This window comes from Rheinheimera fenheensis, from assembly GCF_039871805.1.
GTDB classification, from domain to species: Bacteria; Pseudomonadota; Gammaproteobacteria; order Enterobacterales; family Alteromonadaceae; genus Alishewanella; species Alishewanella fenheensis.
Genome location: NZ_JBDPJM010000001.1, coordinates 580940 through 594484 on the forward strand (window position 1 = coordinate 580940; position 13545 = coordinate 594484).

Here is a 13545-nt window from a genome sequence, read left to right on the forward strand (position 1 = left end):
AGGCCCAAGCCTAGTGAGAAAGCGGGCACTTGCCGTGGTGCTAAGCATGATGATTTTGTGATGAAAAGCTTACCGGACCCCTTATGACACCAAGTACACCTCCGACAGAGCACTGGCTACTGGGAAATTTGCAGTACCACGCCAACGAGCGCCGACTGTGCTCAGCTCTACAACAGCTTTACCTGGAACCGCGCCAACATCAGCTTTTGTTATGCCTGTTGCAGCGTCCGGGTCAGGTGTTGAGCCGGGATCAGCTAGTCGCCGCAGTATGGCAAGGGCGGATAGTGAGTGATAGCGCAATAAATCGTGCCGTGTCAGTATTGCGTAAAGCCCTGGCTCGTCTAGACCCAGAGTCGGAGCACATTGAAACGCTGCCCAAGCTGGGGTATCGCTTGTTGCTACCCGTGTCTGCATTAGCTGCGCCAAACGAGCCAGCGGCTACCAAGCCAGCACCAACTAAGCCGTCCAGCCGCCGATATCATGCTCTGCTGTTTTTAACTTCAGCATTGGCAGCTGTGTTATTGTGGCTAACAACACCTTCGCAACCACCGCGTCTTAGCACATCCAATATAGTGCCGCATACCAGCTTTAATGGTATCGAAAGTCAGCTTAGTATCAGTTCAGCTAGTGGACGCTTATTGTATCAACGCCAGACTGACGATGGCCGCTCACAGATCTGGCTCAACACGCTGACAGATGATAACCACCTGCTGCTAACCCCGACGCAGTTGGATAGCCGTAATGCCGCTATCAGCCCGGATGGCAGCCAATTTGCTTTTGTCCGGCTGAGCGACAGTGGCTGTCAGATTTTACTGCAACCGTTGCCTATAAGCGCAGATGCGGTTATTCCTCCCAGGCTACTGCACCAATGTCCTGACGATAGCCTGCCACTGCTTAGCTGGCAGCAGGATGGTCAGGCGTTGTATTTTCGACAGCGGATAGATAAAACAGCGCCCTACAAAATTTACCAGTTGAGTCTGGCGAGTGCGGCAGTTCGTCAGTTTACGCTGCCCCCACCCAACTACTCTGGTTTAGGGGACATTGCACTGTCAGCCTCTTCAACACAGTTGGCCGTATTGCGCTATCTGTCGTTAGATAATACCCAGTTACTGGTTTTAGAACATGATAGCGGCCGGGTTATTAGCAGCAAGGTGTTACCACGGCATTTTACCACGCTAACCTGGTATAACGACCAGACGCTGTTATTGGCAGCAGAACAGCAGCTTTATCACTATTCGTTTGCCAACGCACAGCTTGAACCTTTGTATCAGGCAGCGGCGCCGGTGCGCTCAATGGTGGTCATGGGTCAACAACTGTTTTTTAGCACTGCAGAGCTAAACAGCGACATTTGGCAACAGCCAGAGCATGGTGAGGCAGCGGTGCGGATAAACAGCTCGCGGCAGGACATTATGCCGCGCTTGGCACATCAAGCTGATAAGCTGGCATTTTTGAGTAACCGCAGCGGTACACAGCAGTTATGGTTACAGGATGAAACCGCTACTGAAGCTCTACTGGCAGAGTTACCCGGCAAACCCGGCTTTGTCAGGCTGGAATGGTCGGCTGACGACAGTCACTTACTGTTCAGTAAAGATGACGCAGCCTATATTGTTGACGTGTCTAGCGGTAAGTTGGGCACTCTGCTGGCAGTTGACCAGCAGGTAGGAGTAATCAACTTCGGACCGCAACCGCATCAAGTGCTATTTAGCAGCCGGCGCAGCGGCGACTGGCAACTGTGGATGTATGACAGTCAAACTCAGGCACTACAGCAACTGACTGAGCAGGGTGGCTACAGCGGCCGCATTTGGCAGGGCGCGTTGTATTTTAGCAAGTATCATCAGGATGGTCTGTGGCGCAAAGATCTGGCTGGCGGCGAAGAACAGCTACTGCTAGCGCAGTTTGATAAAATTAACTGGTTAAACTGGCAGATTGAGCAAGACCAGTTGTATTTCTATCAACCGGCTGAGGGCATTTACCGGCTGGATTTAACCAGCCGGACCACTCACCTGCATCTGGCTGAGCCGCAGAACTTTATCCGCCATTTTAATGTTCGCCGCGGCAGCACAGTTTATGTCAGCCACGGCGGCCTGCAGGGAGATATCTACCAGTTAAAATTACAAACTGAGTAATGCCAGCTCAGACGGCTCCACGCCACAGCGCCATCAGCGCCTGTTGTAATTCACTGACAAAATCGCGTTGTAGCTGTTTTAAGCCTTGTTGTTGCAATAGCTGCTGCACGCTGGCAGGCAAGTGCGTGCTTTGGTACAAGCCCAGCGTTAAAGCATAGCTGTGCAGTAACAGTTGGCTGGCACGGGCTGGCGTAAGCTCAGTAAAACGTGCTGCCAGCTTCACACCCAAGCTGTCCAGCGCCTGCGCCAGCTGCTGCTTAAACGCCAGCAACTGCGGCTGTGGCAGGTTTTGCTCCAGTACGGCATTCAGTAGCGCCAGCAGTGGCAGCAGGCCGTCTGATTGCTGAAGCAGCTGCAGATACTGTTTGGCAAAGGGCTCGGCGGCTTTGGCTAAAGGCTGGGGCAGCAAAGTGATTACCGCTTCAAGCTGATTAAACAGGCTAGCAAAGTCGTCACTTAACAGCGCGAGAAAGATCTGCTCTTTGCTTTGAAAGTAGCGGTACACCGTACCCTTGGCTAAGCCAGTGTCGGCGGCAATATCCGCTACCGCTGGCAATCGTTGCTGCTGCAAAAATAGCGACCTGGCGGAGCGTAAAAAATCGGCGCGCCGCTGCGCTTTGGCCTCAGGGCTAATGGCATTATGTTTCATGCTTAGCCTTTTAGCTTAATCAGCCAGTCGGTCATTTTCTCGGCCAGCTTGCCATAGGGTGGCAACAGCATACTGACACTGTTGTAAGCTCCCTGCTTAAACACCGGCCTAAGTTTACTAAAGGTAATAAAGCCCTCATAGCCGTGATAATGACCCATGCCACTGTCGCCGATGCCGCCAAAAGGTAAATCATGCTGGCCAACATGTAAAATGGCATGATTAATAGTAACGCCGCCGGACATCACTTCGGCTAAATAGCGCTGTTGCAGGGCTTTATCGTACGTAAAAGGGTAAAACGCCAGCGGCCTGGGTTTGCTGTTTATGTAAGCGATCACTTCGCTGGCATCGCTATAGGTTTTCACCGGCAACAGCGGGCCAAAAATCTCCCGTTGCATCACCTGCATCTCATCAGTGACATTAAACAGCAGGGTCAGCGGGAACTTGCGTGAGCCTGGCACGGTGGTCTGGTCCGGCATCAGGTTAACCGCGGTAGCCCCTTTAGCAATGGCGTCGTCCAATGTGGCCTGCAAACGCTGATAAGCGCGCTCATCAATAATGGCGGTGTAATCGTTGCTATTGATGTCAGGATAACGCTCTGCCACCAGTTTTAGCGCCAGCTCGGTAAAAGCCTGCTCAGTGCCGGATGGTAAAAACAGGTAGTCGACATTGGTACAAATTTGGCCGGCGTTAAAGGCTTTAGCCCAGAGAATACGATCTGCCGCTTTGTCCAGCGCAAAGTCTGGCGCCACCACTGCCGGTGATTTACCGCCCAGCTCTAGCGTAACCGGGGTGAGGTTTCTTGCTGCACTAGCCATGACGGCTCGACCGGTTTGCGCCGAGCCGGTAAAAAATAAATGATCAAATGGCTGGCTCGAAAATGCCGGGCCACTGCCATTATCATCAGCGAAGAACTGCAGTTTATCGGCTGGAAAATACTTAGGCACAAGCTCAATCAACAGCTTAGCTAACTGTGCTGAGTTTTCTGACATTTTCACCATAGCCCGGTTGCCGGCAGCAAAAATAGACACCACCGGTGCCAGTGACAGCATAATCGGGAAGTTCCACGGCACAATGACACCCACCACACCCAGCGGCTGAGGAATAACGGTGCAGCTAGAAGTGGGAAACAACAAGCGGTCGATATGGCGTTTTTGCGGCTTCAGCCATTTTTTCAGCTGCTTTTTCGTGCGGCTGATGTCTTCCAGCACCATTAAAATTTCGGAAAAACGTGTTTCAAAGCGGCAACGGCTGCCATAGTCAGCATTCACTGCCTCTACCAGCGCCGGCTCGTTATCGCGGATCAGTGCTTTTAGCGCGTCTAAATCGGCCAGTCGCTGTGCCAACGTCGGCACCGGGTTGGCGTGATACGCCGCGCGCTGCTGCGCCAGACAGTCGGCAAAGCGGGCAAAAGCCGGGTGGTTATTGCTATCGGTAACAGGCTGGTTCATAGCTTCCTCAACAATGACTAACGGTCATTTACACCTGACAGATTAGTGACCAACGGTCATTTTGTCAATCAGGCTAAGGGTTACGACGTTAAGCCAATAACACTGCCGGCATGAAACTGCTAAGCTGACGGCCTGTTAGCGTAACAAACCTTTATTTTCGCGGAGCCTGGCCATGTCAGCAAAAGCGCAGTCGGCGTTTTACATTATGTTAGGTGGCTCTGTGGTGCTCACCATAGCGCTGGGCATCCGTCATGGCTTTGGCTTGTTTTTAACACCGATGAGCGATGAATTTGGCTGGGGCCGCGAAACCTTCGCCCTGGCCATAGCGCTGCAAAACCTGATTTGGGGCCTGACCCAGCCGTTAACCGGCGCGTTGGCCGACCGCATCGGTGCGAAAAAAGTGGTACTGGCTGGCGGTTTATTTTATGCCGTGGGGCTGGCCACCATGGCGCTGGCCAGCAGCGGCGTTACCCTGGCACTCAGTGCCGGCGTATTAATTGGCCTGGCACTGTCGGGCACCTCTTTTACCATTATTCTTGGCGCCATCGGCCGCGCCGTGCCGGCGGAAAAACGCAGCATGGCGATGGGCATTGCCAGTGCTGCCGGCTCTTTTGGCCAGTTTATTATGCTGCCAGCCAGTTTGCTGCTGATTACCCAACTGGGCTGGGCTGCCGCCTTAACCGCACTGGCGCTGCTGGCACTGTTAATAGCGCCACTGGCTTTTATGCTGCGTACACCGGTTAGTGATACACCAAGCGGGCCACAGCAAAGTATCGAGCAGGCGCTGCGTCAGGCGGCGGCGCATAAAGGCTTTTGGTTGTTATCGCTGGGCTTTTTTGTTTGTGGTTTTCAAGTAGTGTTTATCGGCATTCATTTGCCGTCTTACCTGCTGGATCATCAGCTGGCACCGGCGGTGGGCACTACGGTGCTGGCACTGATTGGTTTGTTTAATATCTTTGGCACTTACAGCGCCGGCTGGCTGGGCGGGCGCTGGTCTAAACCTTTGCTGTTAAGCGCCCTGTATGGCTTACGCGCCGTGGTCATTATCGCCTTTTTACTGGCACCGCTGACCAACTGGAGCGCCTACCTGTTTGGCATGGCGATGGGCTTGTTGTGGTTATCGACAGTACCGCTGACCAACGGCACAGTGGCCAGTATTTTTGGCGTGCGCTATTTATCGATGCTGGGCGGCATCGTATTTTTATTTCATCAACTGGGTGCTTTTCTCGGCGGCTGGTTTGGCGGCTATATTTATGACCAGACCGGCAACTATGACTTAGTGTGGTATATCGCCATCGCGCTAAGCATTGTAGCCGCAGTGCTAAACCTGCCGGTGAAAGAGCAGGCTGCCACAGTAAAGCTGGTAAACGCATGAAAAAACACGGATTAAAAGTGCTATGGTTGTTACTGGCACTGCTGCTGGCGGCAGCCTGGTGGGGCTGGCAGGCCGGCGGCATACAGCTGCTGCAGCCGGGGATGGCCTGGTGTTAAAAGCTAGCCACTTAGCGCACAGGCCGACTCGCGGCATACCAGCACCGGCTCAAACACGTGCTTAAGCGCCAGCGCCTGTTGCTGATAAATATGCTTTAGCACCCAGCGCGCCGCCATGCGGCCCATCTCGCCGATTGGGTAGTCGATGGTGGTCAGTTTCGGGTGGATATAGCGGGCTAAAATCAGGTTATCAAAACCGACTATCGAAAGTTGCTCCGGCACTTGTAAACCATGCTGACGCGCCACGTCCATCGCGCCGGCAGCCATTTCATCGTTCGCGCAGACTAAGGCAGTAAACGGCAGCTTTTTATCCAGCAGCTGCTGCATACAGGCGCTGCCGCTGCTGTCCTGAAAGTCACCTTCGGCAAATAATGCCGGGTTAAAGGTTACGCCGTATTCGGCCATGGCTCTTAAGTGGCCGGCGTAGCGGTCTTTCGCATCACTTTTCCACATTGGGCCGGCAATATAGGCGAGTTGCCGGTGGCCTTGTTGCAGCAATTGCTTAGTGGCCAGATAACCACCTAATTCATTGTTCAGACAAATACAGTTGTCAGCCAGTTGCGAGATATAACGGTTGATCAGTACCACAGGGATATTGCCCGCCGCCAGCTTGATTAAATAGTCATCTGACACGGCTTCAACGTGCAGAATAAGCGCATCACAGCTGCGGCTGATCAGAAACTCGATGCCGTCTATTTCACTGGCCTCTTCACTGTGGCCGGCGGCGATAATAACGTGCTTACCAGCAGCGCGGCATTCGTTTTCAATACCGGCCAGCATATCGCCATAAAAAGGACCATGTAATTCAGATACCAGGATGCCGACGCTGTTAGAACGGTTAGATGCCAGCGACTGGGCAATAGTGTTGGGCCGATAACCCAGCTGCGCCATCGCCGCTAACACCTTGCTACGGGTTTTTTCACTAACCCGGGCATTGTTGTTCATCACACGCGACACAGTGGCCAGCGACACACCCGCTAATTCTGATACCTGATAAATGGTTGCCATGCTCTGCCTGCAGCCGTTGTTTGCTGTTGTTTGCTCTAGTGTTAGCCCGGTACTTTAGCATGCACAGCCGCGCTCTGCCCAGACTGCAACTGCTGATGAATAGCCAGCACCCGCGCCCCGGTTAAGCGGTAACGACTCATCACTAACGCTACAGCAATTGAGCCCAGCGCCGGAAACAGCGTAAAGCTAAGCAGTATGCCCTGCGCAGCGGCCGGCGTTTGCGTGCTGTCGGCCTGATAACCATAAAACGCCAACAGCCAGCCGGCCAAGGCACCGCCCAGCGCCAGCCCCAGTTTGATAAAAAACACGATAGACGAATACACCAGACCGGTAATTCTGATGCCGGTTTTGTAATGACCATAGTCAACGGTATCGGCCATTTTCGCCCACAGCAGGGGGGTGGCCATTTGCAGGAAAAAACACCAGCCGACATACAGCGTAACGGCTAGCCACAGTTGCTGCGGCGAGATAAAAAAACTGCCAACACAAATTGCCGCCGAGATCAGTTGCAGGCCAATGTAAGCTTTTACTTTATCGACATAACGGCTAAGCCACTGCGCCACTGCGCAGCCGGCAATATTGCCCAGCATGCCCAGCGTCATAAAGGTGGTGATGAGATCTTCGCGTAGCAGGTAGTACTTAACATAGTAAATGGCCAGGGTGTTTTTCAGTACCATGCCGGTAAGCAGAAAAAACGCCGCCACACATAAAATGCGCCACTGATCATTTTGCCACAGCGCGGCAAAGCTACTGCCCAGTGTTAACTGTTGATCGGCCGGCGGCTTAACCCGCTCTTTGGTGCCGGCAAAACAGAGTAAAAACAGCAGCAGCCCCAGCACGCTCATAGCCGCAATAGTCAGCTGATAACCTTTGGCGTTATCGCCATTACCGAAAAAATTTACCAGCGGCAGGGTGCAGGCAGTGACCAGCAGGCCACCGAGCATACCAAACACAAAACGATACGACTGCACTGACACGCGCTCATTAGGCTCGGCCGTTAACACGCCACCCAGGGCAGAATAGGGAATATTAATGGCGGTATAGGCCAGCATCAGCAAGGTGTAGGTGGCAAAGGCATAAATCACTTTGCCATTAGCGGATAAATCGGGCGTGGTAAATGCCAGTACACTGCACAGTGCAAACGGCAGCGCCAGCCAGAGTAAATAGGGCCGGTACTTGCCATGCCGGCTGGTGGTTTTGTCGGCCAGCGCGCCCATCAGCGGATCTGTTACCGCATCGATAATCCGCACCAGCAAAAACATGGTGCCGACTACAGCCGGCGAAATGCCAAAAATATCGGTGTAAAAGAAGGTTAAAAACAACATTACCGTCTGAAACACGATATTGCTGGCGGTATCGCCCAGGCCATAGGCCACTTTTTCGCGTTTGGTCAGCATAAGCTTCGCCTGTTATTTTTTACGGCCGGCGAACAGGTCGCGCAGCGCTATGGCACTGTGTTTTAGCGTACGCTGTTGGCTTTGATAGTCAACATAGACAATACCAAAGCGTTTGGCGTAGCCCTCAGCCCATTCAAAGTTATCCATCAGGCTCCAGGCAAAATAGCCGTCGATACGCATGCCGGCGTTAATCGCATCTTCAGTAGCCTGTAAATGCTGATGAAAGTAAGCTACCCGGCTGTGGTCGGCCACCTGACCATCGTGCAGGCTATCCGCCATTGCCGCACCATTTTCAGTAATATAAACCGGCGGCAGTGGGTAACGCTGGTGCATCGCCAGCAGAATTTCGGTTAAACCCTGCGGGTATATTTCCCAGCCCATTTCGGTCAATGGTGGTGTGGTAGGTGGCACATCGCTAAACCAGCCCTTGCTGTTGGCGCGGTACACGGTGCGGGTGTAGTAATTTATGCCGAGAAAATCCAGTGGCTGGGCAATAATCGCCATATCGCCGTCTTGTATCACTGGCTTATCCCCGGGCGCTAGCTCGTCCAGCAGCGGCGGGTAACAGCCCTCTAATAATGGCTGAATATACCAGTGGTTGTGGTACTGATCGGCCATGTCGGCAGCACGACGATCGGCTGCACTGTCTGTCGCCGGGTGGCAGGGGCTGAAGTTTAACACTATGCCATTCACCGCATGCGGCGCATATTGCCGCAACACCTGCATGGCCAGACCATGCGCCAGTAATAAATGATGCGCTACCTGCCGGCCTTGCTGGCGGTTTTGCACGCCCGGCGCATGAATACCGGCCTCGTAACTTAAATAGGCGCTGCAAAACGGCTCGTTTAACGTGGCGTAGGAGTACACCCTGTCGCCAAACGCCTGCGCCACCACTTTGGCGTAGTCAGCAAACTTATAGGCGGTGTCGCGGTTTAACCAGCCGCCGTTATCCTGCAGATACTGTGGCAAGTCCCAATGGTACAGCGTAACAAAGGCTTTGATATTACGCGCCTTTAGTACTTCGAGTAGCTGCAGATAAAAATTCAGCCCCTCGCTGTTAATGCTGCCATCGCGGCGGATAATACGGCCCCATGATAGCGATAGCCGATACGCATCGACGCCCAGCGCAGCAATCAGCTCTACGTCATCCTGCCAGCGGTTTACATGGTCGCAAGCCACCAAGCCGTCAGAGCCGTCTTTAATACGGCCCGGCGTGGCGCAAAAGGTATCCCAGATACAGGGCTCACGGCGCTCGGCCGCCCCTTCAATCTGAAAGGCTGCAGTGGCTACGCCAAATACAAAGTCAGGCTGTAGCAAGGGTGAGTTGGCATTTAAAGTAATCTTCATCTGTTTTGCTAGGTTCCATCTGGGCTGCGGTGCCGGGCACAGGCAATAAAAATATTGCCAACAGCGTGATATATGCTATAAATGAAAGCGCTTACATTATACTAGACGGCCGATTCTATGCCGTCAATTAAAAACACAGATCGCCGGGGGGGCAGGATGGCAGCATCACCAGTTAACAATGACGCCGTAGCAGCGTCAACAGGCCAAAGCAATTACCGCTTTGCGCTTACCTCACTGACTTCATTATTTTTTATCTGGGGTTTTATCACCTGCTTAAACGACATCCTGGTGCCCTATTTAAAAGGTTTGTTCGACCTTAGCTACACTCAGGCCCTGCTGATTCAGTTTTGTTTTTTCAGTGCCTATTTTGTCGTGTCGGTACCCGCGGGCATCTTAGTTAGCCGCATCGGATATCAGTCAGGCATTGTCACCGGCCTGCTGATCGCCGGCGCCGGCTGTTTACTGTTTTACCCGGCCGCCGCCGCGCATTATTACCCGCTGTTTTTACTGGCACTGTTTATACTGGCCAGTGGCATAACCATTTTGCAGGTTGCCGCCAACCCTTACGTCAGTGTGCTGGGCAAACCCGAAACGGCCTCCAGCCGGCTTACCATGACACAAGCTTTTAACTCGCTGGGTACCACAGTGGCGCCATTTTTCGGTGCCTGGTTAATCTTTGGCGGTATGGATGCACCCACACCAGGTGAAGTGACCGAATCGACGGTACAGTTACCCTATTTAATTTTGGCGGCAGCGCTGATTGTGATGGCATTGGTATTCGCCTTCTTGCGCTTGCCAAAACTCGGTAAGAAAGACGCTGGCGTAAACATTACCGGCGCCGCCTGGCAGTACCGCCATCTGGTGCTGGGCGCCCTGGGTATTTTCGTCTATGTTGGCGCTGAAGTGGGTATTGGCAGCTTTTTAGTCAGCTTTATTACCCAGCCGGACATTGGTGCCTTAGAGGCCAAAACCGCTTCGCATTATATTGCCTGGTACTTCGGTGGCGCCATGTTAGGCCGCTTTATTGGCGCTGTGGTGATGCAATATCTGGCGCCAGGCAAAGTGCTGGCCTTTAACGCCATCTGTGCCGTGCTGCTGCTGGCGGTGACGATTACCACGGGTGGCAAGTTGGCGATGTTCGCCGTACTGCTGGTCGGCCTGTGCAACTCTATTATGTTCCCGACCATTTTCAGCCTGGCGATTGCCGGTTTAAAACAGCACACCAGTCAGGGTTCAGGTATTTTATGCCTGGCGATTGTTGGTGGTGCCGTGCTACCGCTGGCGCAGGCGGCACTGGCCGACAGTTTCAGTGTGCAGCTGGCCTTTATTATTCCGCTGCTATGTTATGTCTATATTGCCTGGTATGGCGCTGTGGGCAGTAAACCGAAAACCACCGCCTGAAGGAGAGTAGAATGACCGTTCAGTTTAAACCAGCCTTACTTGCCCTTAGCTGCGCCCTAGCCCTTGCCGCCTGCAGCCAGCCGCAAGCGCCTGATAGCACGGCAGACAGCGACACTAAGCGCGCCGACAAAATCTGGCCCAGGCTAAACTTACCGGTAGCGCAGGACGCGGCGATGGAGCAGCGTATCAGTGAGATGCTGGCCGGCATGACACTGGCGCAAAAAGTGGCGCAGATGATCCAGCCGGAAATCCGTGATATTAGCGTTGAGGATATGCGCAAATACGGTTTTGGCTCGTTTTTAAATGGCGGCGGCGCCTTTCCAAATGATAACAAACACGCCACCCCAGCCGATTGGATAGCACTGGCCGAGGCGATGTACCAGGCCTCAATTGACGATAGCCTGGATGGCAGCGCTATACCAACGATGTGGGGCACCGATGCGGTGCATGGCCATAATAATGTCATCGGCGCGACCTTGTTCCCGCACAATATCGGCCTGGGCGCGGCCAATAACCCGGCCTTAATTGAACAAATTGCCCGGGTTACCGCGCGAGAAGTAATGGTAACCGGCATTGACTGGGTGTTTGCTCCGACCGTTGCCGTGGTGCGTGACGATCGCTGGGGCCGTACTTACGAGGGCTACTCAGAAGATCCAGCCATAGTGCATGACTACGCGGCGGCAATTGTGACCGGCTTGCAAGGTGCGGCTGATGCCGACTTTTTAGGCAGCGAACGGGTCATCAGCACCGTTAAGCACTTTGTTGGCGATGGTGGCACTGTCGGCGGTGACGATCAGGGCGATAATACCGCCAGCGAGCAGGATTTATTCCGCATTCATGCCCAGGGCTATGTTGGCGGCCTACAGGCTGGCGCGCAAACCGTTATGGCATCCTTTAACAGCTGGCATGGCAGCAAAATTCATGGCGATAAGTACCTGCTCACCGACGTATTAAAAGACCGCATGGGTTTTGATGGCTTTGTGGTAGGCGACTGGAACGGCCATGGCCAAATTCCGGGTTGTACTAACGACAACTGTGCTCAGGCGGCGCTGGCCGGTTTAGACGTGTACATGGTGCCCACCCCGGCCTGGAAACCACTGTATTACAACTTAATTCAGCAAGTGGAGAGCGGTATCATTCCGCTAAGCCGCATCGACGATGCGGTGCGGCGTATTTTGCGGGTAAAACTGCGCGCGGGCTTATTTGATAAACCCAGCCCGGCACTGCGGCCACTGTCTGGCAAAACCGAGCTGATTGGCTCAGCCGAACACCGTGCTGTGGCGCGCAAAGCCGTTCAGCAATCCTTGGTACTGCTGAAAAACAACGACAGCCTGCTGCCGCTTAACCCGACGCAGCGTATTTTGGTCACCGGTGAGGGTGCCGATAATATCGGCATGCAATCAGGCGGCTGGACCATTAGCTGGCAAGGCACCGGCAACAGTAACAGCGACTTCCCCGGTGGCAGCTCAATCTATGCTGGCATTAAACAGGCGGTTGATGCAGCCGGCGGTAACATTGAGCTAAGCCAGGATGGAAGCTACCAGCAAAAGCCTGATGTGGCCGTCGTGGTATTTGGCGAGCAGCCTTACGCCGAAGGCAATGGCGATTTAGACAACCTCGAGTACCAGCGCGGTAACAAAACGGATTTAGCCCTGCTGCGTAAACTTAAAGCCGACGGCATTAAAGTGGTATCGTTGTTTATCAGCGGCCGACCGCTGTGGGTTAACCCCGAGCTGAATGCCTCAGACGCTTTTGTTGCCGTCTGGCTGCCTGGCAGTGAAGGGGTTGGCGTGGCCGATGTCGTCATGGCTAACGCCGATGGCAGTGTCAATGTCGACTTCCACGGTAAGTTATCCTTTAGCTGGCCGGCCACACCACAGCAGCATGCTAACGTTGGTGATGCAGAGTACCAGCCATTGCTGCCGTATGGCTTTGGCCTGCGCTATGGTGAGCACAGCAGCTTAAGCAACAGCCTGAACGAGCAGGTAGCCGTCGATAACAGCCTGGACGATTTAGTGCTGTTTGAGCGGGCAGTGAAACCACCGTATCAGCTGGTATTGCACAGTGGTGATGACAGTAAAACCATGGACAGCAGCGTGACGCAGCTGGGTAATATCGCTGTACGCACCTTTGATAACAAAGTGCAGGAAGATGCCCGCCGCCTAAGCTTCAGCGGTGCGGCTAAAGTAAGCTTAACCAGCGCCTTCCCGGCCGATTTACGCGCTTATGCCGAGGCCGGCAGCGCCTTAGTGGTAGAGCTGCAGTACCGTGGCAACCTGCCAGAGCAAGTGCTACTGGGTATGAACTGTGCACACAGCTGCGATGCCAGCGTGGACATTACGCCAACTCTGCGCTCCCTGCCAGAGGCGAGCTGGCATAGCCTGAGCATTGACTTAGCCTGTTTTGCCAAACAGGGAGCCGACTTTAGCCAAATCTTTACCCCGCTGTCGCTGCAAACCAGCGGCGCGGCTGAGCTAAGTTTTACTGATGTCCGCTTGCTACCCGGCAAAGCGCATAGTGCAGACCTGCGCTGCGCTGCCGAATAACAACCTTAATTTCTCTCGTGTGTGTGTTCTGCCGGCGAAAGCCGGCAGTTTTTTATCCGGCCTTGACCAAAGTGTCTTATACCGGACACTGCAGCAGCCTTTAGCTAAACCCAAGCCATAAAAAAAGCCTCA

9 protein-coding genes are annotated in these 13545 nt (G+C 53.7%); 4 read left to right on the forward strand and 5 right to left on the reverse strand.

Annotated features, from left to right (window positions below):
* Positions 1-83 precede the first annotated feature (83 nt).
* The gene (locus ABGI61_RS02485) at positions 84-2126 is read left to right on the forward strand and encodes a winged helix-turn-helix domain-containing protein (RefSeq protein WP_347596342.1); all 2043 of its coding nucleotides are present in this window, start codon (positions 84-86) and stop codon (positions 2124-2126) included.
* 7 nt (positions 2127-2133) lie between these two features.
* On the opposite strand, the gene ABGI61_RS02490 is transcribed toward ABGI61_RS02485, so the two are convergent.
* Together ABGI61_RS02490 and ABGI61_RS02495 are read right to left on the reverse strand one after the other, a co-directional pair.
* Complete coding sequence (locus ABGI61_RS02490) at positions 2134-2775, reverse strand: TetR/AcrR family transcriptional regulator (RefSeq protein ID WP_347596345.1); 642 nt, start codon at positions 2773-2775, stop codon at positions 2134-2136.
* 2 nt (positions 2776-2777) lie between these two features.
* The gene (locus ABGI61_RS02495) at positions 2778-4223 is read right to left on the reverse strand and encodes a coniferyl aldehyde dehydrogenase (RefSeq protein WP_347596348.1); all 1446 of its coding nucleotides are present in this window, start codon (positions 4221-4223) and stop codon (positions 2778-2780) included.
* Between the two features lie 172 nt (positions 4224-4395).
* Here ABGI61_RS02495 and ABGI61_RS02500 point away from each other — a divergent pair, with 172 nt between their 5' ends.
* Positions 4396-5598 carry an MFS transporter gene (locus ABGI61_RS02500; RefSeq protein ID WP_347596351.1) on the forward strand — a complete coding sequence of 401 codons (1203 nt, stop codon included), beginning with the start codon at positions 4396-4398 and terminating at the stop codon, positions 5596-5598.
* 119 nt (positions 5599-5717) lie between these two features.
* Here ABGI61_RS02500 and ABGI61_RS02505 read toward each other — a convergent pair whose 3' ends face one another.
* From ABGI61_RS02505 to ABGI61_RS02515, 3 genes are read right to left on the reverse strand one after another with little or no spacing between them, the layout of a single operon-like run.
* Complete coding sequence (locus ABGI61_RS02505; protein ID WP_347596354.1) at positions 5718-6722, reverse strand: LacI family DNA-binding transcriptional regulator; 1005 nt, start codon at positions 6720-6722, stop codon at positions 5718-5720.
* 41 nt (positions 6723-6763) lie between these two features.
* Positions 6764-8119: a glycoside-pentoside-hexuronide (GPH):cation symporter gene (locus ABGI61_RS02510; protein ID WP_347596357.1), complete on the reverse strand. Its 1356-nt coding sequence runs from the start codon at positions 8117-8119 to the stop codon at positions 6764-6766.
* A 12-nt stretch (positions 8120-8131) separates the two neighbouring features.
* The gene (locus ABGI61_RS02515) at positions 8132-9466 is read right to left on the reverse strand and encodes a GH1 family beta-glucosidase (RefSeq protein WP_347596360.1); all 1335 of its coding nucleotides are present in this window, start codon (positions 9464-9466) and stop codon (positions 8132-8134) included.
* A gap of 156 nt (positions 9467-9622) precedes the next feature.
* Here ABGI61_RS02515 and ABGI61_RS02520 point away from each other — a divergent pair, with 156 nt between their 5' ends.
* Together ABGI61_RS02520 and ABGI61_RS02525 are read left to right on the forward strand one after the other, a co-directional pair.
* Positions 9623-10867 carry a sugar MFS transporter gene (locus ABGI61_RS02520; protein ID WP_347596363.1) on the forward strand — a complete coding sequence of 415 codons (1245 nt, stop codon included), beginning with the start codon at positions 9623-9625 and terminating at the stop codon, positions 10865-10867.
* 11 nt (positions 10868-10878) lie between these two features.
* Positions 10879-13413: a glycoside hydrolase family 3 protein gene (locus tag ABGI61_RS02525; RefSeq protein ID WP_347596366.1), complete on the forward strand. Its 2535-nt coding sequence runs from the start codon at positions 10879-10881 to the stop codon at positions 13411-13413.
* Positions 13414-13545 lie beyond the last annotated feature (132 nt).